Below are 25,726 nucleotides of genomic sequence, written 5' to 3' on the forward strand. Positions count from 1 at the left end.
TGCTGTTAATGTTGTTTTCCCGTGGTCTACGTGTCCTATTGTACCTACGTTTACGTGCTCTTTTTCTCTGACAAATTTTTCCTTAGCCATTTTATCCTCCAGTGATTTTAGATGTTTTTTCCCAGCCCATTGAAGCCCAAGACGGGACTTGAACCCGCGACCTCACCCTTACCAAGGGTGTGCTCTACCGACTGAGCTACCTGGGCTTAAAACAGCAAATATATATTAAGCCATAAATTGATGAAAAAATCAAGATGTAATAGTGTTGGGTATTTTTCTTAAATGATTATACTACAGAAAAAACAAAAATGGTAATTATGATTTAATTTCAAGTTTAAATCTTATTTTACCATCAGCATCTTTTGAGCTTTCTACTATTTTTACAAAGCTAAATTTCTTTTTTAAGTTTTCAGTAAATTTTGTAATATCTTCAATAGAAGATGCATAGCCTTTTATGGAAATAGTTTCAAAAGATGCTTTTATATTCATAATTTTTAAATTATTTATATCTTTTTTTGTTTTACCAATAAAATCTAAAATATCTGCTACATCTTTTTTGTGTTCTTTAGATTTATTTAGATTTTTAACTTTTCCTTTTGCTTGAGATAAAGGATCAACTGGAATTTCTCCAAAATATTTAAGATATATTTCTTTCTCTTTGCTTTTTGTAAGATTTAACTCTTTCTTTAATTGATAGTCTTTTATAAAAAGGCCAATATTTATAAATAAAAAGGTAAGTATTAATAAAATAGAAAAAGTTATTAAAGTTTTTAATGATAGTTTGCTTTCTCTATGTAAAAAATCTACCCCTATTTCATATGCTGGTTTTAATATATTTCCAAAGGCTATATTTAATGAAGGTTCATTTAAACTGTTATTAAGTATTTTTCCTTTTATATTTTTTGGTATATATCCTGAAAGGAATGTATCATTTGTAGCTAAATTTTTAGCTTCTTCTATAGTTATTGTCTTAACTTCTTTTGGAAAGTTACTTTCAATTTTTAAATAAAATGCTTCATTTTTATAAAAATGTATTACTTCTCCTGAAGTAATATTATTAAAATTCAAAACTCTTATAATAGAAAAAATATCACTATCTATTGAAGATAGATTATTAAATTTTTGTTTTATTTGTTCTATATATTCTTTTTTTGTAATTACACAAAATATTTTGTTTTTATATTGATAATAGGAATATTCTAAATTTTCAAAATTTGGAAACTCTATTGAAATATTTGTTTCTATTGCTTTTTTTATTTTTGATTTTTCTTTTATATCAAGTTCAAAGATTCTAAAGGTTGATTTAATAGTAGGAATTGATGCTATAGCTTTTGCTTTTGAAGAGGGTTTTATTATTTTTATTTCTTTTTTTAATGGATTTAATTTTGCATATATTTTTCTTTTTTCAGGATAAATTTCTATTCCTAATATTTCCATTAATATGTTTCTCCAGACTTTAATAAATATTTAACTGCTTTTTCAAGATCAGGTAATTTTGTATTAATAACATCCCATATTATTTCTATATCAATACCAAAGTATTGATGTATTAAAATATCTCTTAATCCTGCTATTTTTCTCCACTCTATTGGATATAAGTTTCTTTTTTCTTCTGGAATTTGTTTTACTGCTTCACCTATATTTTCAAGAGATTTCATTACTGCATAGATTATAACTTCATTTTTTAAAAATTCTTCTAATGTATTTATTTCCTTAGTAAATCTATTAATGCGATTAATTTCTTCAATAATATCTTCAAGGATAATATTTAAATCCCTCTTAGACATAAATTACCTCTTTTAGTATATATGTCTTTAATCTAGGTTTTAAAGCAGTTTTGCTTACAAGGTCTATTTTTAGGTTAAGAACTTTTTCAAGATATAGTTTTAAATCCATATAATTATCAAATGTTTTATGTCCTTCCTTAAACTCAACTAAAATGTCTAAATCACTATTTTCTTTTTGTTCTCCTCTAACATATGAGCCAAATATTCCTATATTTTTAACGCCAAAATTCTCTTTAATTTCATTTTTATGTTTTTCAATAATATCTTTTATCTCTTCTAAATCTTTCATAACTTTAACCTTAATATATCTTTCTCCAGATAAGTTTTGTGTTTTTTTCTTTTCTATTTATTAAAGCAATAATATGATAAGTATTATCTCTAAACTCTATCTTTATATCAACAAGAAAGTTTTCACTTTTTATATCAAGTATATTTAATTTTTTTAGTCTGTAAATAATATCTGAGTTTATGCCATCTACTAAAGCTAAATCATCTATTTTTTTAAATGGTTTTGTTTTTCTATATGTAATAATATTCAGAGCTATCTGTTTATCAATTGCAGGGTCTAAAGCTTGTAATATATAAATAGGGGCAGTGTTTATATTTATTTTTCCATTTAAGTATGGTGAAAATATATCCTTTAGTCCTGGTACATATTCTCCAATTTCATTAACTTTTCCATTAAAAATATTATCATCTACTCCATCAATCAATCGTAGTTCATTTAAACTTTCTATATAATCATTTTTTGCTTTATAATCTGTATAATTTTCTTTGCCTCCTTGAGATATGTCATCTTTATCTATCCAGTCTATAATGTTATAAAGTATTGAAGTATCATATCCTAAATTGTCAAATATTCTTTCAAAAATAGGAAATACTTTTTCATTTATTGTTTTTCTATCATTTTTTATAAGTATATTTGGATTTAAATATCTTTCTTGATCTATAACTGTTAATGTAATTTGTGCATCTTGAGTAATTATTGGAATTTCTTTTGCCCAAAAATCGTTGAGACTATCATAAGATGAATCATCTTTTTTTAAAAACTGCTCTACTGCTTTTATTGCAGTATCAGAGATTAAGTATAACTGCTCTTTATTTTTATAATCTTGTACATACTTTTGATAAATCTCTACATCGTAAGCAGTAGATGTTAATAAAAATGTTAAAGATGAGATTATGGCTATTACAAATATAATTATCATCTTTTTTTCTCTGCATTAACTGTAATGTAATAGGTATTTTTATCAAGTTCTAATTTTATAACCTTAGGAAAATTTTTACCTTTGTAGTTCACAAACCATCTTCCATTTTCATAAACTGATATTTTTATATTTTTGAATTTACCTATGAAGCTTTTTTTTTAAACCTTCAAATCCTAAATTTCCATCTATGTATGGAAATTCTTCATAATATACTTTCTTAAAATTATTATTTTCATCTTTTTCTATAATATATTCTGCTCTTACAAATCCTTCATAAAATATTGGATAGCCTGTATAAAATGAGATTCTATTTTCATCTATTTTTATATTTATATCTCTTTTTTCGTACTTAGAGTAAAGCTGAGAGGTTAATTGATTAATAAATCCTATCTGATGGCTTTCTTTTGTTAAATCTGAAGAGAAAAAAATTAATGATTTTATATTATTAATAAAAACTGCTCCCCCAATAGAGAAAACTATCATTACAAGAACAATTACAATTAAAAGTTCAAGTAATGTAAATGCTTTTTTATTGAACATAATCAAATAAAATAGGTTTTTCTTTATAAAGATACACTTTTTTCACAACTCCGTATTTATATCCTTCTGATTTTACTTCAACACTAGGTATATCTCTATCTTCTTCTTTTATATCATAGATATATCTTTTTACCTGTTGAATATCTTCAATTTCATTTTTTGAAAAATCATAATCTGTTAAATAGTTTGTAAATATTTTTAAAATAGCAGTTAAAGATATTGCAAGTATTAAAGTTGCAACTACTACTTCTAAAAGGGTAAAACCTTTATTGCTCATCCCAAACTGATATATCATCTTCTGTCCCAAGTTCCCCATCTGGACCCGTAGATTTTAGTTCAAATGGATGATTTTCTGCAGGATATACATATATAAATTCATTCCCCCATCCATCTTTTGGTACTTTTTCTAAGTACTGTCTCCATTTTTTAGGCTCAGGTGGGGTATCTGGCTTTTTAACAAGTGCTTTTAAACCTTGTTCTGTTGTTGGATATGTACCATTATCTACTTTATACATTTCTAAAGCTCTTTTTATTTCTTTTAACTGTATTTTAGTAGTATCTATTTTTGCTTCATCAACTCTACCTGTAAGTTTTGGTACAAGTAAAGCAGCAAGAAGTGATAAAATTACAATAACAACTAAAAGTTCTAATAAAGTGAAACCTTTATTTTTTTTCATACCTTCCTCTTACTTCTTTTTCTCTGTATATATTATAACTTCTTTTGGTTTTATAGATATTATCTTGAAATCTTTTAAACTTCCTTTAATTTTAACTTTTAATTTATTTTCTCCTTCCTTTAGATTTTGGCCTTCTACAACAGACTGGATTTTTGATATATCAAGTTTGTTAATATTTTTCTTTGATCCTTCTAAAACAACAACAACCTTGTCTGGATATACTTTTTTTATTATAAGATTATTCGGTATGTTTTCAACTTTTATATCGTTTGTAAACTGTAGTTTTGTTTTTTGAGCCACATTTATATTTAGCCATAATAAAAAAGATATAACTAAGGCTAATATTTTTAAAGGTAGATTATTTAATATTAGATCTTTCACTTTTTCTTACCTTTTTTCTGAATTTTAGACAGTATTCCTTTTTTGTTTAATCCTAAATGCTCAGATAATATATTTCTTAAAGCTAAAGAATCCAAATTCCTATAAAGATTTCCTCCAACTGCAACAGATATTTCTCCTCTTTCTTCTGAAACAACTACTGCAACTGCATCTGTTTCTTCTGAAATACCTATAGCTGCTCTATGTCTTGTTCCTATATTTTTATCTATGTATGGATTTATTGTAAGTGGTAAGAAACATCTTGCTGAAAATATTTTTTGATCTTTTATTATTATTGCCCCATCATGTAAAGGTGTTTGAGGTATAAATATACTAATTATTAGCTCTAAATTTACATCTGCATCTAATTTTACACATCCTTCAGTATAATTTTCTAAAGAGATATTCCTCTCAAAAACTATTAAAGCTCCTATTTTTCTTTCTGCTAAAAAAGTAGTTGCTCTAATTACATCATCAATAGTTTTCTTTTTAGATAAAAAGAAACTTGAAAAAGGTCCTCCTTCTCCAATTTTTGCTAAAGCTCTTCTAAGTTCAGGTTGGAATATTACAACAATAAGGAAAAAACCTACAGCCCATATATTATCAAATATCCAAGCTAAGGTTGTAAGGTTTAGAATTTTTGCTATAGACCATACAATTAATAAAGATAATATACCTATTAATATCTGCCAACCTCTTGTACCAAGAAGAAATTTAAGAAGATAATAAACAATTATAGATACTAAAAATATATCTAATAAATCATTCCATCCTATGCTTTTTATTACTTCTAAAAATTCATACAATCTTGTATCCTCTTATAGTATCTAAGATTGTTAAAAATTCTGCAGTTTCTTTTACATCATGGGTTCTAACAATATGAGCTCCTTTTATTACTGCATAAGCAGTAGCCGCAAGAGTCCCATTTAATCTTTCTTTCGGTGGATATTCAGATTTTCCAAGTAGATTTTTTAATATAGATCCAATAAAAGATTTTCTTGATATTCCTATTAAGATTGGAAAGCCTAATATTTTAAGTTCTTCAAGTCTTTTTATTATTTCCACATTATGTTCTACTTTTTTACCAAAACCAATACCTGGATCTATTATAAACCTATCTTTTTTTATTCCTTTCTTTATTCCATAGTTTATATGTTCAGAAAGAAAAAGAACTATATCATCTATTACATCATCATAATATATATCTTTTTGCATATTTTGTGGTGTTCCTTTTATATGATTTAAAATTACTGGACAATCAAATTTTGAAACTACATTTGCCATATTTTTATCAAAGCTCATAGCGCTTATATCATTTACTATATCTGCTCCTGCTTTTAAAGCTTCTTCTGCTACTTTAGATTTATAAGTGTCTATTGATATAAAAAATTTATTGCCAAGCTCTTTTCTTATTGCTTGGATAATTGGTAATACTCTTTCAAGTTCTTCTTCTACTGGAACAGGAGTTGCTCCGGGCCTTGTTGATTCACCTCCAATATCAATTATATCTGCTCCTTCTTCAAGCATTTGAGAAGCTCTTTCAACCGCTTTTTCTATATTTTTATAATAAATTCCTCCATCTGAAAATGAATCAGGAGTAATATTTAAAATTCCCATAATAATAGTTTTTGTTCCAAGATTTAAAAATTTACCTTTATAATTTATTTTGAAATGTTTTTTTTGTAGATTTACCCACTGAGTAGCTAATTCTTTTGCTTCCTCTCTTTTACCTTTATTTAATAAATCTTCAACAAGATTTTTTAATTCATCTTCATTTTTTATAAAAACAGGACTTTTAAAAGGATCTTTGAAAATTACTTTATATGTAGTTTCATTTATTGGTTTTATTTTTGGATACATAATCTTACCTCTATATTAAGATATAAAACTATAATATATTACAAAGATACCAAAATCCAAATAATTGCATAATATATAATGATATAATTTCAACATATTTTACATTTAAGGAGTTTAAAAATGGCATACTTACCACAAGAAGTAAAGTTTGATATAGATTTAATAAAAAAATATGCAAAACCTGCCCCAAGGTATACCAGCTATCCTACTGCTCAAGAGTTCTCAGAAGATTTTACACCTGAAGATTATAAACAAAAATTAATAGAAAGTAATGAAAGAAAAACTCCTTTATCTTTATATTTTCATATTCCTTTTTGTGAAAGTGCATGTCATTTTTGTGGTTGTAATGTAATTATTACAAGAAGAAAAGAAGTATCTAATCCATATTTAGAGCATGTATATAAAGAGATGGATATTGTTTCTTCATATATAGATAAGGATAGAAAAGTTGTTCAACTTCATTGGGGTGGTGGAACTCCAAACTATCTTGAAGATAATCAAACTATTGAGCTTTTTAAAGAGATAAAAAAAAGATTTATTTTTGATGAAAATGCAGAAATATCTATAGAACTTGATCCAAGGCATGTAGATAAAGATAGAATATTTTTACTTAGAGAGCTTGGTTTTAATAGAGCAAGTTTTGGCGTCCAAGATTTTAATCCAAAAGTTCAACAAGCAGTAAATAGAATTCAACCTGAAGAGATGATATTTAATGTAATGAACTGGTTAAGAGAAGCTGAGTTTGAAAGTGTAAATATAGATTTAATATATGGACTTCCTTACCAAACATTAGAAAGTTTTACAAAAACAGTAGAAAAAACAATACAGTTAAATCCAGATAGAATAGCAACATTTAATTATGCCCATGTACCATGGCTTAAAAGACTTCAAAGAATGATAGATGAAAAAACCCTTCCACCTCCTGAAGAAAAACTGGAAATATTAAAAATGACAATTGATAAATTTACAAAAGCAGGTTATATATTTATAGGAATGGATCATTTTGCAAAACCTGATGATGAACTTGCAATAGCTCAAAGAGAAAGAACACTTCATAGAAATTTTCAAGGTTATACAACCCATGCAGAAGCTGAGCTTATAGGATTTGGAGCTACTTCAATAAGTATGCTTTATGACGCTTATGCTCAAAATGCAAAAACCTTAAGAGATTATTATGAGCCAGTTGAAAGAGGAGAACTCCCAACAGTAAGAGGAATAAAACTAAACCAAGATGATATTATAAGAAGAGATGTAATTATGAGGTTAATGTCTCATTTCCAACTTTATAAAGGAGAGATAGAAGAAAAATATAATATAGATTTTGATAGATATTTTTCAGAAGAGCTAAAAAGATTAAAAGAACAAGAACAAGATGGTCTTCTAAAAATTTATGAAGATAGAATAGATATTACACCTGCAGGTAGACTTTTAATAAGAAATATAGCAGTAAATTTTGATATATATACTCTTGCTAAAAAAGAAAAAAGATTTTCACAAGCTATATAAAGAGGTAAGCAATTGAAAATATCAGTAATAAGCTTAGGATGTCCTAAAAATTTAGTAGATACAGAAAATCTTCTTGGAAAATTAAATGCTTCAAATGCAAAATTTGTTTCAAATCCAGAAGAAGCAGATATTATTCTTATAAATACTTGTGGATTTATAGAACCTGCTAAAGAAGAATCTATAAATACAATTTTAGAAGCTACAAAATTAAAAGAAAATTCAAATAAAAAAGTAGTAGTTACAGGATGCCTTGTAGAAAGATATAAAAAAGAGCTTGAGAAAGAAATTCCAGAAGTAGATATGTTTGTAGACTTAAAAGAAGAGTTTAAAATTCCAGAAAAAATAGGATTATCTTCTAATATTGATCTACCTTTATATCAAAATAGAATTTTAACTACGCCAAAACATACTGCTTATCTTAAAATTTCAGAAGGTTGTGATCATACTTGCGGCTTTTGTGCAATTCCAAATATTAGAGGGAAACATAGAAGCAGACCTATAGAAGATATTGTAAATGAAGCAAAAATTTTAGCAGAACAAGGAGTAAAGGAAATAAATATAGTATCTCAAGATACAAGTTATTATGGAACAGACCTTTATGGAAAGCCAAAACTTTGGGATTTAATTAAAGAAATAGAAAAAATAGATGAAATAAAATGGATTAGGCTTTATTACTTATATCCTACAACTGTAAATGAAGATCTTATAAAAAATATAAGAGATAGTGAAAAAGTTGTTAAATATTTTGAAATGCCTATTCAACATTCAGAAGATAAAGTCTTAAAAGATATGATGAGAGGTTATAGGGAAAAGAAAATAGAGAAAATTTTAGAATGGAAAGAAAAATATATTCCAGAACTTGCAATAAGAACATCTGTAATAGTTGGTTATCCTACAGAAACAGAAAAAGATTTTGAGAATATGAAAAATTTTATAATAAATGCAAAATTTGATTGGCTTGGAGTATTTGAGTATTCATATGAAGAAGGAACACCAGATTATGAAAGATTTCAAGATAATATTCCAAAAGAAGAAAAAATAAGAAGAAAAAATGAGATATTAGAAATTCAAGAAAAAATAACAGAAGAAAAAAATAAAAGTTTGATAGGAAAAGAAATGGAAATTTTAGTAGATGGATTTTCAGAAGAATGGGAAAGTCTTCCAGTTGGTAGAACTTACAGATCTGCTTATGAAATAGATGGAATTACATACATAGAAACTACAGAGCCAGTAAGCCCTGGACAGTTTATAAAAGCTAAAATAAAAGATGTAGTAGATATTGTTGATACAGTTGCAAAGATAAAATAATGAATAAAAAACAAAAAGAGATGGGGCTTAAAAAGATAGAAATAGAAAATTTAAAAATAAAAGAAGGAATATTTAGAACTTTATCTATTATTATTAACAGTTGGAGCAGGAATAGGTTCTATAACTTTAATGGAAAAATTTATGAATATATGCTTTATCTATTACTTTTTACTTTTTGCGCTTATATTTAATTTATATCTTTGGCTTTCAATAATAAAGGCTATTAAGAAAATGGAAAAATAGTTGAGGCAATGATAATATTTGTTGGTATATTAACTATAATAGTATTTGGTATAATGGCTATATTAACAGTAAAAGATTATTATAAGGATATGAAAAAGGAAAAATGAGAAAACTAAAAGACATTAGACCTATAAAAGTAGAAAATTATAAATTATATGTTTTAAATCAGCTTAAACTACCATTAGAAGAAGAATGGTTAGAACTTTCTACATATGAAGATGTTGCAAAAGCTATAAAAGATATGATAGTTAGAGGGGCTCCGTTAATTGGAATAGTTGGAGCTTATGGATTTGCTATTGGTGTAAAACAGTTAATAAAAGAAGGAAAACCCTTAGAGAATGCTAAAAAAGTTTTAAAAACTCTAAAAAACACAAGGCCTACTGCAGTAAACCTATTTTGGGCACTTGATAGAATTTGGAAAAAATTTGAAAAATGGAAAAATGAAAAAACAAAAGAAGAACTTGTAAAAGCATTTTTTAAAGAAGCAAATAAAATAGATTTAGAAGATTACCATGCTAATAAATCTATTGGAGGATATGGGCAGGTTTTAATTCCTAAAAAAGCTAACATATTAACTCATTGTAATACAGGAGCCCTTGCAACTTCTGGCTGGGGAACAGCATTAGGAGTAATAAGAAGTGCTTATGAAGAAGGAAAAGATATAACAGTATATGTAGACGAAACAAGACCATATTTGCAAGGTGCAAGACTTACTGCATGGGAACTGGTACAAGAAGGAATTCCCCATTATCTTATTACTGATAATAGTGCAGGATTTTTAATATCAAAAGGCTTAATTGATGTAATAATAGTTGGAGCTGATAGAATCACTGCAAATGGAGACGTAGCAAATAAAATAGGAACCTTTACATTGTCAGTACTTGCAAAAGAGTATAATATACCATTTTATGTAGCTGCTCCAACAACAACATTTGATCTTGAAACAGAAAAAGGAGAAGATATTCCTATAGAAGAAAGAAATGAAAATGAAGTTAAAAAATGTGGTGGTTGTGCTATTGCACCTATTGAAACAAAAGCTTTAAATTATAGTTTTGATATTACCCCAGCTGAAAATATTACTGCAATAATTACAGAAAAAGGTATAATAAACGAAATAAATAAAGAAAATATAAAAAAATTTTTAAAAGGTGATATAAAATGAAAGTAGTTGCGATAGGCGGAGGAACAGGACTTTCAAATTTACTTAGAGGATTAAAAGAATTAGTACCTGATTATATAGAAGATTTATCAGCTATAGTTACTGTTGCAGATAATGGAGGTAGCTCAGGAAGACTTAGAGAAGAAATGGGAATTCCTGCACCAGGAGATGTTAGAAACTGTATAGTAGCTCTTGCTGAAGATGAAGATATTCTTACTAAGGTTTTTCAATATAGATTTCAAGAAGGGGAAGGATTAAAAGGACATAGTTTTGGGAATCTATTTTTAACAGTTTTAACAAAAATTACAGGGAATTTTTTAGATGCAATAGAAACAACATCTGATATTTTAAAAATAAAAGGTAGAATAATACCTTCTACAGATGAAAATGTTGATATTGTAGCTAAATTTTCAGATGGAAAAATAATAAAAGGGGAAACTCAGATAACAGAATATGGAAAAAAATTAATAGCAAAAATAGAAAAAATATGGCTTGAGCCTGAAGATGTAAAAGCACCTGCTGAAGCAATAGAAAAAATCCTTAATGCAGATTTAATTATTCTTGGTCCAGGAAGTTTATATACAAGTATAATACCTAACCTATTAGTTAAAGAAATATCTACGGCTCTTGTAAAATCAAAGGCAGTAAAAATTTATATTTCAAATGTTATGACTCAGTATGGAGAAACTGATGATTATACAGTATCAGATCATATAAAAGCCATTGAAAAAACAGTAGGAAAACATTTTATAGATTATGTTATAGTAAATACTAAACTTCCACCTAATGAAGTTTTAGAGAGATATATTAAGGAGCATGCAGAACCAGTGGTAATTGATGCAGCAAACATTTCAAAAATGGGAATTAAAATATATTCTGATGATTTACTTGATGAAGGTAGTTATGCAAGACATAATCCGGAGAAACTTAATAAAATGTTTATAAAAATATTTAATGATATAAAATCTTCTACAAAAGTTATAAATGGATAGATATTTCACAAATTTTAATACAAAAGATTTTCCTTCTGAAAAAGTAGATACAATCATTGTTGGAGCAGGTATTGCTGGTCTTTCTGTAGCAAACAAATTAAAAGAATTAGGCTCTAAGTTTATCATTCTTACTAAAAAAAATGTTGGTATATCAAACTCTTTTTTAGCTCAAGGTGGGCTTGCAGCAGCAATAGGAAAAGATGATAGCCCTGAACTTCATTTTAAAGATACTATAAATGCAGGGAAAGGTTTATGTATTGAAAAAAATGTAGAAATATTAGTAGAAGAAGGTCTTGAAAGAGTAGTAGATTTAATAAATAACGGACTTGAATTTGATAAAGATGAGAAAGGTTATATAAAATTAACAAGAGAAGCAGCTCATAGCAAAAGAAGGGTATTACATGTAAAAGACAAAACAGGTAAAGAAATAGGTAAATTTTTATATAAAAATTTAGATAACAAGTATTTTGAAACAAACTTCTATTTAGAAGAGATATTAACAGAAGATAATAAATTTGTAGGTGTTATTGTAAGCAATAAAAAAGAAAAAAAAGTAATATATGCTAAATCCTTAGTTATAGCATCTGGTGGTTATAGTCCTCTTTTTAAAAGAAATACTTCTACTTATAACATTGGTGGAGATGTAATATTAAAAGCATTTAGAGCAGGTTGTAGATTAAAAGACATTGAATTTATACAATTTCATCCTACTGCATTAAATTTACCACATACTCCAGCTTATTTAATAACAGAAGCTATAAGAGGAGAAGGAGCTATTTTAATAGATGAAAAAGGAAATAGATTTACTAATGAGCTTGCTCCAAGAGATGAAGTTGCAAGAGCTATTTTTGAAAAAGAAAAAGAAGGAAGTAAAGTTTTCTTAAATCTAAAACCTTTAATAGAAAAAGGAATAAATTTAGAAGAAAGATTTCCAACTATATACTCTTTATTAAAAGAATACAATCTATTAGATAGCATAGATAAAGTTCCTGTAAGTCCTGCAGCTCACTTTTCAATAGGAGGAATTGAGGCAAACCCTTCTGGAAAAACAAATGTAGAAGGAATATTTGCAGTTGGAGAAGCAAGTTGCAGTGGTGTTCATGGTGCAAATAGGTTAGCAAGTAATTCTCTTCTTGAATGTATAACTTTTGGTAGTAAAACAGCTTATGGGGTTTATTTATATAATATGTATCAAAAAATAAAAGAGATAAATATAAGCAATAAAATAAAATACAAAAAAGATTTAACCGATAATAAAAAGGAAGAAATCATATATACTTTAAAAAATTTAATGTGGAATAAAGTAGGATTAATAAGAGATAGAGAATCTTTAAAATTGGCATTGAAATCTATTGAAAATCTAATAGAAGATGTTCAAAATCATTTTTCACCAGTATATATATTAGATATTTTATATTTATCAAAAGCAGTTACTTTGTCTGCTTTAAATAGAGAAGAAAGTAGAGGTGTACATTATAGACAAGACTTTAAATCTCCACGAGAAGAATTTAAAAAGCATAGTATAATTGAAAACAAAAATTTTGAAATAAAATTGGAGGTAAATTAGCCATTCAAGAGTTAAGAATCAACAGACAAATAAAAGCAAGGGAGTGCAGGTTAATAGACGATGAAGGCAAAAACTTAGGCATTGTACCTATAGAAGAAGCTTTACGTCTTGCTGAAGAAAAGGATTTAGATTTAGTAGAAATCTCCCCTAATGCAAACCCTCCTGTATGTAAAATAATGGATTATGGAAAGTATAAATTTCAGCAACAGAAAAAAGAAAAAGAAGCAAAGAAAAAGCAAAGAGCGAATATTCAGCATGTAAAAGAGATAAAATTTAGACCTAAAATAGAAAAACATGATTATGAAACAAAGGTAAAACATATAAGAGAATTTTTAGAAGATAACAATAAAGTTAAAGTCATAATAATGTTTAGAGGAAGAGAAAATATTCATCCAGAAATAGGGCAACAACTTGCAGAAAGAATAATAGAAGATGTCAAAGAAGTAGGTAAAGCAGAAAAGCCTCCTAAAAAAGAAGGAAGAAATATGACATTTACATTAGTACCTAAAAAAGATAAATAATATTTTTAAATGTCCATCTAACTTGTTAGATGGACATACTTAGAATTTAGATAAAATTTATGTAATTGATTTCTAAAATGCTTTTTTGTTTTTGTGAATTTTTCAACGTATAGTCTCAAAACAAAAAACTTGAATCTTTATCATAAATATATAAGCTAAAAGAATATAAATTTAAATTTATTCTTATAAATTCATAGGAGGAACAAAGATGGATAGAAGAAATTTCATAAAAAACACATTTCTTGCAACAGGTGTTGTTTTAGGAAGTGGAATTATAATACCTGAAATAGCTAAAGCTAAGGAAAGCAAAATTCCTTTATATGGTCCTGATTTAGAAACTACTTTTGGAAGAAAACATACTCCATATGTAAAAGCTCCTAAGCAAGTTAAAGCTGGTGAATGGTTTGATGTTTATGTAGAAGTTGGATATTATCATCCTCATCCAAATTTAATGACACACTGGATAGAATCAGTTGCTTTATGGATTGGCCAGTATGAAGTAGCAAAAGCAACATTTAGAGCCACTCAAGGAGCTCCAAAAGCTACCTTTACTATTAAAATAGATAATAAAGGTGAAACAACCCTTAAAGGTCTTGGATATTGTAATTTACATGGACTTTGGGTAAGTAAGCCTATAAATATAAAAGTAGTTTAAGTTAGATAATTTTAGGGAATTTACCAAGTTTAGTAAGCTTATAATAAATTCCCCATCCTTTTTTCATCCAATGTCCAATTATTGGTAGTGGTATAAGCATGGCTTTTTTATCATCTCTATAAGCAAGTCCACCACCATTTCCCATATCCATAAGACATAATATATTTATATGCTCTATATAACTTTTAGGTTCTCCTTTTTCTAAACCTTCTTTTAATGCTATATTAAATGCTACATTTCTTGCCATTACTTCTGCTAAATGGCCTTGTTTTGCTTTCCAAGAAGGACCTTCTAAGGCTACACTATCCCCAATAGCATAAATATTTTCAAGACCTTCAACTTTATTTGTTTTATCTATTTTTATAAATCCTGCTTCAGTTTGAGGTAAATCTCCTGCTTTTACTGCTGGATGCCCATCTCCTGCCGCTATAAAACATGTTAAATCTGAATACTGCTTTGAATCATCTTCAAAAATAATTCCATCTAAAACAAACTCTTTTATTTTTTTACCTGTTATTTTCTTTATATTAAGTTTTTTAAACATTTTATCCATAAGTTGTAAAGCTTTTTCTCCAAGTCTTTCTCCTGGTTTTGGCATTGGAGCAAAGAAAACAAGTTCAAAATTTTCTCTAATTCCTTTTTTTCTTAAATAATAATCAACATTAAATAAAAGTTCAAAGACTGGACCACCTCTAACAGACTCTTTTGCTTGTGGATTTCCTCCAAATCCAAAACATAATGTTCCTTTTCCTTTATTTATTACTTCTTCTAATTTTTCTGTATACTTTAAAGTTTCTTCAGGTTTTGAACAGATTGAGTATGTATTTTCTATTCCTTTATGTTTTTTCTTTGCTTGACCTAAGGCTATAACTAAATAATCAAAATCATCTCTTTTTGTACCATCCTCAAGTTCAAAACCATTTTTGTTTACTGTAGAAACAGATGCTTTTGTAAATTTAAATTTATGTGCTTTTGCAATATCTTCTAAAGGTATTATTACATCTTCAAACTTTTTCTCTTTTGTTGGTATCCATATAGATATAGGATATACATAAAGATAATCTCTATCTGATATTAGTTCAACATCAAAGTTATATTTTCTTAAGGAAATAGCTGCTTCTACTCCTGCAATTCCTCCACCTAAGACAATTACTTTTTTCATTATCATCTCTCTTTTTTATTTTACATATTTATATTATAGTTAGTGTTTACTAACTTTTCAACCTTTTGTTTTAATTTGCATACACTACATATCTCATTATATGAAGGTTCTCCACATATTTTACAATATTTAAGTTCTTCTTTTTTTTCTTTTTCTTTGTTTAATAATGGATACATCTTTTTTAAGAAATTTGTATAAAACTGAAGTTTTGTTCCAGGATGCTTTTCTTCTAATCTACTTAAAAACTCTTTATACTCTATAGAAGATGCTCCTACTGAAAATGGACATTCATATTCTATATAGTCAATGTTATTTAAAAATGAGTATAAAGCACTTTCTTTTTCTGTTATTTTACAAAGAGGTTTTACTTTTCTTATAAATCCATTTTCCTCTTTTAAAACAGGATACTGTCTTTTTAAATAATCTATATCCCATTTTAAAGTGTTTCCAAATAGTACTGCTACTTCATCATCAAGATTATGGCCGGTTGCAATAATAGAATATCCTTTCTCCTTTGCGAATTTATTCATATAATATCTTTTAACAGTCCCACAAGCAGAACATGCAGGACGATTTGATATTTCTTTTAATTGAGGAATTGTAGCTATCTCTTTTGATAAATCAAGAATATGTAATTCTCTTCCTATTTTTTTTGCAAAATTTAAAGCAAGTTCTTTAGAATCTATAGAATATTGATCTATACCAAGATTTATATAAAAACCATCTGCTTCATATCCAAGTTTTGTTAAAGCATTCCATAAAGCAAGACTATCTTTTCCTCCAGATACTGCTACTAATATTTTGTCATTGGTAGAAAACATTTTAAATTCCTTTATTGTTTTTTCTACCCTTTTTTCAAACCAGCTTATAAAATGCTTTTTACATAAAGTAAGTCTATGATGAGGAAGATAGATTATAGCCTTTTCTTTTTCACCTTTTGCTTTACATATAGTACATCTACTGTTCTTCTTTAGTTTTTTCATCTTTATACCACTTTTTATCTCTTTCATCTACCACTGTATTCTTTTTAGACCAATAAATCATTAAAGCAAATATTCCCCCAAACATTAATCCAAAAACAACAATTGTCAATATTAGTTCAAAAGTTTCATTCATTGTTTTCCTCCAGAAATAGCATTTATAACTTTTATATTATCATTTTCTTTTATTATATAATCTTCTGAAACAAGTTCTCCATTTACTGCAACAAAAGCATGTTCGGAAGATAGATTTAATGATTTTAAAATATCTAAAGCAGTTATTTTTTCTTTATTAATATCTAAAACCTGTTCTTTGCCCCTATACTTAACTTTTATTTTCATATTATTACCTCATAAATTTTTTCTAAATTTTGGATCTAAGGCATCTCTTAATGCATCTCCAAGAAGATTAAAAGCAAGTATAGTAATAAATATAGCAATTCCTGGCGATAAAATCCAAGGATAGTTAGAAATAGCAGTAATACTTCTTGCAGCTGCAAGCATATTCCCCCAGCTTGCATAAGGTTCTTGAATACCAAGTCCAAGAAGTGATAAAGCACTTTCTCCAAGAATATATCCAGGAATAGAAAGAGTTGCCGCTATTAAAAGATAAGAAAATGTATTAGGAAGTATATGTTTTGTAATTATTCTTAAAGAAGAAGCTCCATAACTTCTTGCCGCTAAAACAAAATCTTGTTCTCTGATAGATAAAACCATTCCTCTAATAACCCTTGCAAGTCCTGCCCATCCTATAAATGAAAGTATTACAACTATTAAAAAATATACCTCAACAGAAGATAAAGTAATAGGAAAGATAGCCCTTAAAGCAAGCATAAGATAAAATCCTGGGAAAGACATAATTACTTCCGATATTCTCATGAGAATATTATCTATATATCCTCCAAAATATCCTGAAATTCCTCCAACTAAAGCACCAATTACAAAAGATATTAAAACTCCAACAATACCAATAGATAATGAAATTCTTGCACCATATAAAAGCCTTGAAAATATATCTCTCCCTAAATGATCTGCTCCAAGTAAGAAAATTTTACCTTCTTTAACTCCAAAAAGATGGGTAAATGTTGGAATCAATCCTAGAAGATAATGTTTATCTCCTTTCACAAAAAAATAAATATAATGTTTTTTTGTATAATCTATCTTGTATCTTTTAAAAATTGGATCTACAAGCTTATACTCATATACAAAAGGCCTTAAAGAAAAATTGCCATTTTTATCAAAAAAATGAATCTGAGTAGGAGGATGATAAGGAGTATCTCTATGCTGTATATCATAAGGATATGGAGCTATAAAGTCTGCAAAAATAGCTAGAAAATACAAAACTATAAGTATATAGAAAGATAGATATGCTAATTTATTCTTTTTTATATAAAAAATTATTTCTTTCATTTAGCAAAATAATGCTTTAAGTTAATTCCAAATTTTTTATAAATATCGTCTGTAAGCTTTTTTATAAGTTCATCTTTTGTTAAAGCATCTTGTGGATAATCAACATAATACTCTACAACATTTCCTTCAAAAAAATCATAGATAGCTTTCCTTACAAAATCTGCTCCTTGTTTATCAACACCTGTAAGAATTAAAAAAATATGCTCATCTTTTGAAGCTATAACATCACTACTTCTTAAAGCCTCTTTTAAAATTTCCTTTAATTTTTTAAAATCCTTCGAAAATTCAGGTTTTACATACATTATACAAAAGCCATTTGGACATTGAAACCTTTTGATTTGCTCTATTTCAAATTTTATAAAGTTGCTAAAATCTTCAAATAAAATTTCTGTAATCATCTTGATTCTCTCAGTAAAAAATTTATAACTGAATTTTAACATATTATTTAATTTGTTAATTATAAGGAATAAGTATTATAATAATAGATTACAAACGAGAAAAAAAGAGGTTGGAAAATTGTTTAATCTTTTAGAAAGAGATTCTTGTGGAGTAGGATTTATAGTAAATATAAAAGGAAATAAATCACATAAATTAGTTGATGATAGTTTAACAGCCCTTGCAAACCTGAACCATAGGGGTGCAGTTAGTGCAGACGGAAAAACAGGAGATGGAGCAGGAATATTAACCCAGATTCCTTATGAATTTTTCAAAAAAGAAATTCCGAATATACCAGATGAAAAAGATTTTGCAGTAGGAGTTTTTTTTATAAATAAAGAAAAAGAAGATGAAATAAAAAAACAGATAGAAAATATAATAAATGAAAAATTTAAATTTATAGGATGGAGAAAAGTTCCTATAAATGAAGAAGAACTTGGAGAGATAGCCGCATCTACGAAGCCAGAAATATGGCAAGGTTTTATATCAAAAGAAAGTATAGAAACAGATAATTTTGAAAAAGAACTTTATATATTAAGAAAAAAAATAGAACATAAAATAAACCAAGAATATTTATATATACCAAGTTTATCCTCTAAAACTATTGTTTACAAAGGAATGATAACAGCACCAAGACTTAGATATTTTTATCCTGATTTACAAGATGAAAGCTATAAATCTGCTATCGCTTTATACCATCAAAGATATTCAACAAATACATTTCCAAACTGGAGACTTGCTCAGCCATTTAGAATGCTTGCTCATAATGGAGAAATAAACACAATTTCTGCAAATAGAAATTGGCTCAATGCAAAATCTGATGATGTTAGAGAGATATGGGGAGAGCTTGCAGAAGATATACTTCCAATAGTTGATTATGAAGAAAGTGATTCAGCATCCTTAGATAAAGCTATAGAGTTTTTAGTACATTCTGGGAAAAATCCTTTACAAGCTATAAATGTTCTTGTTCCAAGAGCTTATGAAAATGATGATAGATTAACAGAAGAAGAAAAAGCTTTTTATGAGTATTTTTCTTGTATTTTTGAAGCATGGGATGGACCTGCAGCCTTGGCATTTACAGATGGAGAGGTAGTAATAGGAAAATTAGATAGAAATGGTCTTAGACCTGCAAGATATATAATTACTGATGAGGAAGTTATTTTAGCATCAGAGGTTGGAGTTGTAGATAGACCTGAAGAAAAAATAATATATAAAGGAAGACTTGGTCCCGGAGACAAAATAGCAATAGATACAAAAGAAGGAAAAGTTTATACATCTAAGGAAATTATAGATAAACTTATTGAAGGAAAAGAATATAAAAAATGGGTAAAAGAAAATCTGAAAGAGTTTATCCCTGCTACAGATTATCCAGAAATTGAGCCTAAGGATGTTTCTAAAGAAGCTATGATGTTTGGATACGACAAAGACCATATTAATCTTTATATAAAAGAAATGATAGAAAAGGCTAATGAGCCTGTTTATTCAATGGGAAATGATACTCCAATCTCTGTTTTATCCAAAAGACCAAAACTTTTATCTACATACTTTAAACAAAGATTTGCTCAGGTTACAAATCCTCCAATTGACCCAATAAGAGAAAAAAGTGTAATGTCTTTAAAAACTTATGTAGGTAAAAAAGAAAACTTTCTTACAGAAACTCCAAAACATGCAGATCAATTAGTTTTTCCTTCACCTGTAATACTTGATAATGAGCTTGAAGAACTTATAAATTCTTTTAAAGATAAAGTAGAAATAATTCCTGCAATTTTTGAACCTTATGATACTGCTTTAGAACCAAAATTAGATGAAATATGTCAAAGAGTAGAAGAGGCAGTAGATAAAGGAAAAGAAATAATAGTTTTATCAGATAGAGATATTTCAATAGAAGGAGCTCCTATTCCTATGGGCCTTGCAGTTTCTGCTGTAAATACATATATGAGAAGAAAAGGAAAAAGAAGTAAGTTTAGTATAATTGCAGATACTGCAGATGCCAGAGATACTCACAGCATAGCATTTTTAATTGGATATGGAGCAACTCTTGTAAATCCTTATTTAACTATACAGATAATAAGAAATTTAGTAGAAGAAGATAAAAACTTTAAATACTCTTTTGAAGAAGCAGTAGAAAGATATAAAAAGGCTACAAATGAAGGACTTCTTAAAATAATGTCTAAAATGGGAATAGCTACTATAAAAAGTTATAGAGGTTCAGGACTTTTTGAAGCTCTGGGATTATCTCAAGAATTAATAGATAAATATTTCCCTGGTACTCCTTCAAAACTTGGTGGCATTGGTATAAGACAGATAGCTCAAGAAGTAATTATTAAATACAATGATATATTCTTCAAAGATAAAGTGGAAATAGAATATGAAGGAGAGTATAGACATAGAAGAAATGGAGAGTTCCACTCTTGGAATCCTAAAGCATTAACAGCACTTCATAGAGCAGTTAGAGGAGAAAGCTGGGAAGAATATAAAGTATTCTCTGAAAATGCTTATCTTGAAAAGCCAGTTAATGTTAGAGATTTATTTGAGATAGTAAGTGATAGACCTCCTATACCAATAGAAGAAGTTGAGCCAGTAGAAGAGATAATGAAAAGATTTGTTGGTGCTGGAATGTCTGTTGGTGCTTTAAGTAGAGAAGCCCATGAAACAATTGCAGAAGCTTTAAATACCATAGGTGGTAAATCAAACTCAGGTGAAGGTGGAGAAGATCCTGCAAGATATGGAACAATTAAAAATTCTAAAATAAAACAGGTTGCATCAGGTAGATTTGGCGTAACCCCTGAATATCTAAATTCAGCAGAAGAGATTGAAATAAAAATAGCTCAAGGAGCAAAACCAGGAGAAGGTGGACAACTTCCTGGGAAAAAAGTAGATGTTTATATAGCATTTTTAAGAAAAGCAAAACCTGGAACAACTTTAATATCACCTCCTCCTCACCATGATATATACTCAATAGAAGATTTAGCACAGCTTATATACGATTTAAAACAGATAAATCCAAAAGCAAAAGTAATAGTAAAATTAGTTGCAGAAACAGGAATTGGAACAGTAGCATCAGGGGTAGCTAAAGCTTTCGCAGATATAATTCATATTTCTGGACATGATGGTGGAACAGGAGCATCTCCTCTTGTATCTATTAAACATGCAGGAGTTGTATGGGAGCTTGGACTTTCTGAAGTACAACAAGTATTAATAGAAAATGGTTTAAGAGGAAGAGTAAAACTTAGAGTTGATGGTGGAATAAAAACAGGTAGAGATGTAATAATAGGGGCATTACTTGGAGCTGAAGAGTTTGGATTTGGAACAGCTTTAATGATAGCAGAAGGCTGTGTAATGGCTCGTCAATGTCATTTAAATACATGTCCAGTAGGAATTACAACTCAAGATCCAGTACTAATAGAAAAATATAAAGGAAAACCTGAGCATGTAATAAGATACCTTGAATATCTTGCAAATGAAACAAGAGAGTTCTTAGCTTCTATGGGATATAAATCCTTAGATGATATTGTTGGAAGAACAGATTTAATTAAACCAAAAATACCAACAGACCATTATAAAGCTAAATTTATAGATTTATCTCCAATACTTGTTAAACCACCAAAAGATAAACCTATAAAATCAGTTGTAGATAGAAATGATCCTCCATCAAAACCTTTTGATGATGAAATATTAAAAGATGCTTTACCTGCTATAGAAAAAGATGAGGTATTTTCTGGATTTTATGTTATAAAAAATACTTATAGATCTGTTGGTACAAAAGTAGCCCATGAAATAGCAAAAAGATATGGAGATAAAGGTTTAAAAACAGGGAAAATAGAACTGAACTTACATGGAACTGCAGGACAATCTTTTGGAGCATTTTGTATAAAAGGACTTGAATTAATACTTACAGGTCAAGCAAATGATTATGTAGGAAAAGGAATGGCTGGAGGATTAATAGTAATAAAACCTCCAAAAGAATTTAAAGGAAAATCGTATGAAAATGTTATTTTAGGAAATACAGTTTTATATGGTGCTACTGGAGGAATGTTATTTGCAGCAGGTATAGCTGGAGAAAGATTTGCAGTAAGAAATAGTGGAGCAATTGCTGTTGTTGAAGGAGTTGGAGATCATGGCTGTGAATATATGACAAATGGAAAAGTTATTGTTCTCGGAAAAACTGGTAAAAACTTCGGAGCAGCAATGACAGGTGGTGTTGCTTATGTATATGATCCTGAAGGAGAAATGGAAAATAATATAAATAAATCATATGTATTTATAGATGAAATTGATAATGAGGATAAAGAAGATATAAAAGAACTTTTAATAAAACATAAAGCATATACAAATAGTGAAAGAGCAAGTTTTATACTTGATAATTTTGATACAGAAATAGAAAATTTTGTAAAAATTTCACCTATATCTATAAAAAAACCAACTATAGAAACAGATGAGGTAAACGTTGAAAGAAAATAAGATTTTATTAGTAATTTTATTTTTAATTAATTTTTCTTTTGCTTTTCAGCTGCCATTTATTTCTAAAGAAAAAATAAAGGCTGATTTTGTTAAAGCTCAAGTTGTTTATGTAATAGATGGAGATACTATAATTGTAAAAATACCAAAAACTACTTTTAATGATAGAAAAACATTAAAAAATCTAAAATTTAGGGTAAGGTTAATTGGAATTGATACACCAGAAAGTAGAATAAACAAAAGAGCTAAAATCCAATCTAAGGAAACAAGAAAAAATCTGAAAGAAGTTGTTGAACTTGGAAATTATGCAAAAGAGTTTACAAAAAAATTGTTGAAAAAAGGTGAAACTGTATATTTAGAATTTGATGTAGAACCACAAGATAAATATGGAAGACTCCTTGCTTATGTATGGCTTCCTTCAGGAGAGATGGTAAATAAAAAAATTATATGTGAAGGATATGCTTTCCCTTTGACTATTCCTCCTAATGTCAAATATAAAGATGATTTCTTAGAATGTTTTAGAAAAGCAAGAAAAGAGCAAAAAGGATTATGGAGCATAAAATAGATGGAAGAAAAAAAAGAAAGATCCTTAATTCATCCTATAAAAACTATTCTCTATATTGTAATTGTAGTATCTTTAATAAGAGTTTTTTTAGTTCAAGCGTTTAATATTCCTTCAGGCTCTATGAAGCCAACTCTTTTAGTTGGAGATTTTATACTTGTAAACAAATTAGTTTATGGAGATTGGACTTTTGGAATTCCGTTTACTTCTATAGATTTTTATACATATAAAAATAGATTAGTAAAACCTGATAGAGGTGATGTAATAGTTTTTAAATATCCAGAAAATCCAAAAATAGATTTTATAAAAAGAATAATAGCCGTTCCAGGAGATATAGTAGAGGTAAAAAATGATATTGTTTATATAAATGGGAAACCTTTACCAAAAGAAAAAGATGGTATTTATTCAGAACATGGAGAAGATGTTCAGATTTATAAAGAATGTACAATAAGAAAATACCATAATAATCAAAAATACTGTTATAAAACAATGGAAATATATGAAGGTGAAGGAAAAGATTTTGGTCCAATTAAAGTACCAGAAGGACATTACTTTGTAATGGGTGATAATAGAGATAACAGTAGAGATAGTAGATTTTGGGGTTTTGTTCCTGATAATTATATTATAGGAAGAGCTTTTGTAATTTATTTTTCTATAGACTTTGAAAAGCCAATGATTAGATTTAATAGAATAGGTAAAATTATTCAGTAGTTAGGAGGACATATGATACTGATAAAAAATGGTCATGTAATTGATCCTGAAAATAATATAAATGGTCAGTTTGATATTCTTATAGAAAAAGGAAAAATTAAAAAGGTAGAAAAAGATATAAAGCCTTTTGCAGGCTGTGAAATAATAGATGCAAAAGATAAAATAATCTCTCCATCTTTTTGTGATATTCATGTTCATTTTAGAGATCCTGGACAAACATACAAAGAAGATATAAGAACAGGTTCAATGGCAGCAGTAGCAGGTGGTTATACTACTGTAGTATGTATGCCAAATACATTTCCAGCTATAGATGAAGTTTCTATTGTTAGATATGTAATAGAAAAAGGAGAAGAGGTAGGACTTTGTAGAGTTCTACCTGCTGCAGCAATAACTAAAGGAAGAAAAGGTAAAGAGCTTACAGAAATGGCTCTTTTAAAAGATGCAGGGGCAGTATATTTTACAGATGATGGTGCTCCTGTAATGGATTCATTTATTATGAGAAAAGCTATGGAATATGCTGGTTCCATAGGAAGTTTTGTAGCTGATCATTGTGAAGATTTAAATCTATCCAATAATGGAGTAGCCCATGAAGGAGAGATAGCAGCAGCTTTAGGACTTCCACCACTTCCACCTGAAGCAGAAGATACTATGGTAGCAAGAAATTGCGTGTTATCTATTCAGACAGGTATGCCTGTTCATATATGTCATATATCTTCAAGACTTTCTGTTGAGATTGTTGCATGGGCTAAAGCTCTTGGAGCAAAAGTTACCGCAGAAGTTACTCCTCATCATTTGTCTTTAACAGATGATGAATGGCTTGATTTTGATTGTAAAGCAAAAGTTTCTCCACCATTAAGAGAACATAAAGATGTTGAAGCAGTAAGATGGGGGCTTGAGGCAGGAATTATTGATTTTGTAGCAACAGATCATGCTCCTCATGCTCATCATGAAAAAATGCTTGAGCATCAAAACTGCCCACCAGGGATGATAGGTCTTCAGTTTGCTCTTCCAACTGTATTAAATCTTGTTAAAAAAGATTATTTTGATTTAGAAAAAGCTATAAGAGTTTTATCAACAGAGCCTATGAAAAAGATAGGCTTAAAACCTCCTGCAATAAAAGTTGGCGAAACTGCAGAACTTGTAATATTTGATCCTTTTGAAAGCTGGGAAGTTAATGAAGAGACCATACTTTCCAAAAGTAAAAACACTCCATTACTTGGTAAGAAAATAGAAGGAAAAGTTAAATACACATTTTATAATGGAAAAATAGTTTATAGTGATAGCTCTGGAGTGTCTTGTGGATAAAGAAAATATTTATAATATTCTTTCAAATATATGTGATCCTGAAATACCTCTTGATATAGTAAATCTTGGACTTGTTAAGGATATAAAAATAAAAAATAATGAAATTTTAATAAAAATGACTTTAACTACTCCAAAATGTCCATTAGAAGATTTAATAAGAAAATTAGTAGAAAATGCTATTAAAAAAGAATATCCTGAAGCTAAAGTAAAAATTGATTTTATATTTGATAAACCTTGGAATACAGAAGAGATTTCAGAAGAAGGGAAAGAAAAACTTAGAAAGCTTGGCTGGAATTTGTGAA

General features: G+C 28.1%; 29 protein-coding genes and 1 tRNA gene. 12 read left to right on the forward strand and 18 right to left on the reverse strand.

What is annotated here, in order from left to right:
- The 12 genes from CLV39_RS05980 to folP all read right to left on the reverse strand — a co-directional run.
- Positions 1 to 90, reverse strand: a 90-nt coding sequence (locus tag CLV39_RS05980) for a GTP-binding protein (protein WP_211325005.1), incomplete at its 3' end; no start/stop codon positions are given.
- 43 nt (positions 91 to 133) lie between these two features.
- Positions 134 to 206 (reverse strand) — tRNA-Thr (locus tag CLV39_RS05985).
- Positions 207 to 315: 109 nt separating this feature from the next.
- Positions 316 to 1,437, reverse strand: coding sequence for a hypothetical protein (locus CLV39_RS05990; protein ID WP_121923335.1), 1,122 nt, complete (start codon positions 1,435 to 1,437; stop codon positions 316 to 318).
- On the reverse strand, positions 1,437 to 1,787 hold the full coding sequence (locus CLV39_RS05995; protein WP_121923336.1) for a HepT-like ribonuclease domain-containing protein: 351 nt from the start codon (positions 1,785 to 1,787) through the stop codon (positions 1,437 to 1,439). Before CLV39_RS05995 ends, CLV39_RS05990 begins: the two co-directional genes overlap by 1 nt.
- The gene (locus CLV39_RS06000; protein WP_121923337.1) at positions 1,780 to 2,076 is read right to left on the reverse strand and encodes a nucleotidyltransferase family protein; all 297 of its coding nucleotides are present in this window, start codon (positions 2,074 to 2,076) and stop codon (positions 1,780 to 1,782) included. Before CLV39_RS06000 ends, CLV39_RS05995 begins: the two co-directional genes overlap by 8 nt.
- Before the next feature lie 10 nt (positions 2,077 to 2,086).
- On the reverse strand, positions 2,087 to 2,995 hold the full coding sequence (locus CLV39_RS06005; RefSeq protein WP_121923338.1) for a type II secretion system minor pseudopilin: 909 nt from the start codon (positions 2,993 to 2,995) through the stop codon (positions 2,087 to 2,089).
- 138 nt (positions 2,996 to 3,133) lie between these two features.
- On the reverse strand, positions 3,134 to 3,535 hold the full coding sequence (locus CLV39_RS06010) for a prepilin-type N-terminal cleavage/methylation domain-containing protein (RefSeq protein WP_121923339.1): 402 nt from the start codon (positions 3,533 to 3,535) through the stop codon (positions 3,134 to 3,136).
- On the reverse strand, positions 3,525 to 3,812 hold the full coding sequence (locus tag CLV39_RS06015; protein WP_170145618.1) for a prepilin-type N-terminal cleavage/methylation domain-containing protein: 288 nt from the start codon (positions 3,810 to 3,812) through the stop codon (positions 3,525 to 3,527). The genes CLV39_RS06010 and CLV39_RS06015 overlap by 11 nt, the downstream gene beginning before the upstream one ends.
- Positions 3,802 to 4,212 carry a type II secretion system major pseudopilin GspG gene (gene gspG / locus CLV39_RS06020; protein ID WP_121923341.1) on the reverse strand — a complete coding sequence of 137 codons (411 nt, stop codon included), beginning with the start codon at positions 4,210 to 4,212 and terminating at the stop codon, positions 3,802 to 3,804. The genes CLV39_RS06015 and gspG overlap by 11 nt, the downstream gene beginning before the upstream one ends.
- Before the next feature lie 9 nt (positions 4,213 to 4,221).
- Complete coding sequence (locus tag CLV39_RS06025) at positions 4,222 to 4,593, reverse strand: CdaR family protein (protein WP_121923342.1); 372 nt, start codon at positions 4,591 to 4,593, stop codon at positions 4,222 to 4,224.
- Entirely contained in the window at positions 4,590 to 5,396 is an 807-nt protein-coding gene (cdaA, locus tag CLV39_RS06030) for a diadenylate cyclase CdaA (RefSeq protein ID WP_121923343.1), read from the reverse strand. Before cdaA ends, CLV39_RS06025 begins: the two co-directional genes overlap by 4 nt.
- Positions 5,389 to 6,450, reverse strand: coding sequence for a dihydropteroate synthase (gene folP / locus CLV39_RS06035; RefSeq protein WP_121923344.1), 1,062 nt, complete (start codon positions 6,448 to 6,450; stop codon positions 5,389 to 5,391). The genes cdaA and folP overlap by 8 nt, the downstream gene beginning before the upstream one ends.
- 120 nt (positions 6,451 to 6,570) lie before the next feature.
- Here folP and hemN point away from each other — a divergent pair, with 120 nt between their 5' ends.
- From hemN to CLV39_RS06075, 7 genes are all read left to right on the forward strand, one after another.
- Positions 6,571 to 7,956: an oxygen-independent coproporphyrinogen III oxidase gene (gene hemN / locus CLV39_RS06040; protein ID WP_121923345.1), complete on the forward strand. Its 1,386-nt coding sequence runs from the start codon at positions 6,571 to 6,573 to the stop codon at positions 7,954 to 7,956.
- Positions 7,957 to 7,968: 12 nt separating this feature from the next.
- A complete protein-coding gene (gene rimO, locus CLV39_RS06045) occupies positions 7,969 to 9,264 on the forward strand; it encodes a 30S ribosomal protein S12 methylthiotransferase RimO (protein ID WP_121923346.1) in 1,296 nt (431 codons plus the stop codon).
- Between the two features lie 346 nt (positions 9,265 to 9,610).
- Complete coding sequence (gene mtnA, locus CLV39_RS06055; protein ID WP_121923348.1) at positions 9,611 to 10,669, forward strand: S-methyl-5-thioribose-1-phosphate isomerase; 1,059 nt, start codon at positions 9,611 to 9,613, stop codon at positions 10,667 to 10,669.
- Positions 10,666 to 11,658, forward strand: a complete 993-nt coding sequence (locus CLV39_RS06060; RefSeq protein ID WP_121923349.1) for a gluconeogenesis factor YvcK family protein — start codon at positions 10,666 to 10,668, stop codon at positions 11,656 to 11,658. Before mtnA ends, CLV39_RS06060 begins: the two co-directional genes overlap by 4 nt.
- A complete protein-coding gene (gene nadB / locus CLV39_RS06065; RefSeq protein WP_121923350.1) occupies positions 11,651 to 13,225 on the forward strand; it encodes an L-aspartate oxidase in 1,575 nt (524 codons plus the stop codon). The genes CLV39_RS06060 and nadB overlap by 8 nt, the downstream gene beginning before the upstream one ends.
- 17 nt (positions 13,226 to 13,242) lie before the next feature.
- Positions 13,243 to 13,746 carry a translation initiation factor IF-3 gene (gene infC, locus CLV39_RS06070; protein ID WP_281271979.1) on the forward strand — a complete coding sequence of 168 codons (504 nt, stop codon included), beginning with the start codon at positions 13,243 to 13,245 and terminating at the stop codon, positions 13,744 to 13,746.
- 208 nt (positions 13,747 to 13,954) lie between these two features.
- Entirely contained in the window at positions 13,955 to 14,401 is a 447-nt protein-coding gene (locus CLV39_RS06075) for a desulfoferrodoxin family protein (RefSeq protein WP_121923352.1), read from the forward strand.
- Between the two features lies 1 nt (position 14,402).
- On the opposite strand, the gene CLV39_RS06080 is transcribed toward CLV39_RS06075, so the two are convergent.
- The 6 genes from CLV39_RS06080 to CLV39_RS06100 are packed head-to-tail and all read right to left on the reverse strand — an operon-like array spanning position 14,403 to position 18,351.
- Entirely contained in the window at positions 14,403 to 15,563 is a 1,161-nt protein-coding gene (locus tag CLV39_RS06080) for an NAD(P)/FAD-dependent oxidoreductase (protein ID WP_121923353.1), read from the reverse strand.
- A gap of 20 nt (positions 15,564 to 15,583) precedes the next feature.
- A complete protein-coding gene (locus CLV39_RS06085; protein ID WP_121923354.1) occupies positions 15,584 to 16,546 on the reverse strand; it encodes a TIGR00269 family protein in 963 nt (320 codons plus the stop codon).
- On the reverse strand, positions 16,521 to 16,679 hold the full coding sequence (locus tag CLV39_RS08620; protein ID WP_170145619.1) for a hypothetical protein: 159 nt from the start codon (positions 16,677 to 16,679) through the stop codon (positions 16,521 to 16,523). The genes CLV39_RS06085 and CLV39_RS08620 overlap by 26 nt, the downstream gene beginning before the upstream one ends.
- Positions 16,676 to 16,885: a MoaD/ThiS family protein gene (locus CLV39_RS06090; RefSeq protein WP_121923355.1), complete on the reverse strand. Its 210-nt coding sequence runs from the start codon at positions 16,883 to 16,885 to the stop codon at positions 16,676 to 16,678. The genes CLV39_RS08620 and CLV39_RS06090 overlap by 4 nt, the downstream gene beginning before the upstream one ends.
- 9 nt (positions 16,886 to 16,894) lie before the next feature.
- Positions 16,895 to 17,953, reverse strand: a complete 1,059-nt coding sequence (locus CLV39_RS06095) for an ABC transporter permease (RefSeq protein ID WP_121923356.1) — start codon at positions 17,951 to 17,953, stop codon at positions 16,895 to 16,897.
- Complete coding sequence (locus CLV39_RS06100; protein WP_121923357.1) at positions 17,950 to 18,351, reverse strand: hypothetical protein; 402 nt, start codon at positions 18,349 to 18,351, stop codon at positions 17,950 to 17,952. Before CLV39_RS06100 ends, CLV39_RS06095 begins: the two co-directional genes overlap by 4 nt.
- Positions 18,352 to 18,469: 118 nt before the next feature.
- Between CLV39_RS06100 and gltB the strand changes: the two genes are divergently transcribed.
- Genes gltB through CLV39_RS06125 form a run of 5 tightly spaced genes read left to right on the forward strand, consistent with a single transcriptional unit; the run spans position 18,470 to position 25,725 of the window.
- Positions 18,470 to 22,849 carry a glutamate synthase large subunit gene (gene gltB / locus CLV39_RS06105; RefSeq protein ID WP_121923358.1) on the forward strand — a complete coding sequence of 1,460 codons (4,380 nt, stop codon included), beginning with the start codon at positions 18,470 to 18,472 and terminating at the stop codon, positions 22,847 to 22,849.
- The gene (locus CLV39_RS06110) at positions 22,836 to 23,411 is read left to right on the forward strand and encodes a thermonuclease family protein (RefSeq protein ID WP_121923359.1); all 576 of its coding nucleotides are present in this window, start codon (positions 22,836 to 22,838) and stop codon (positions 23,409 to 23,411) included. Before gltB ends, CLV39_RS06110 begins: the two co-directional genes overlap by 14 nt.
- Entirely contained in the window at positions 23,412 to 24,119 is a 708-nt protein-coding gene (lepB, locus tag CLV39_RS06115) for a signal peptidase I (protein ID WP_121923360.1), read from the forward strand.
- 12 nt (positions 24,120 to 24,131) lie between these two features.
- Positions 24,132 to 25,424: a dihydroorotase gene (locus CLV39_RS06120; protein ID WP_121923361.1), complete on the forward strand. Its 1,293-nt coding sequence runs from the start codon at positions 24,132 to 24,134 to the stop codon at positions 25,422 to 25,424.
- The gene (locus CLV39_RS06125) at positions 25,417 to 25,725 is read left to right on the forward strand and encodes a metal-sulfur cluster assembly factor (protein WP_245960335.1); all 309 of its coding nucleotides are present in this window, start codon (positions 25,417 to 25,419) and stop codon (positions 25,723 to 25,725) included. The genes CLV39_RS06120 and CLV39_RS06125 overlap by 8 nt, the downstream gene beginning before the upstream one ends.
- Position 25,726: the final 1 nt, after the last annotated feature.

The sequence above is a fragment of the Hydrogenothermus marinus genome (assembly GCF_003688665.1).
Lineage (GTDB): Bacteria > Aquificota > Aquificia > Aquificales > Hydrogenothermaceae > Hydrogenothermus > Hydrogenothermus marinus.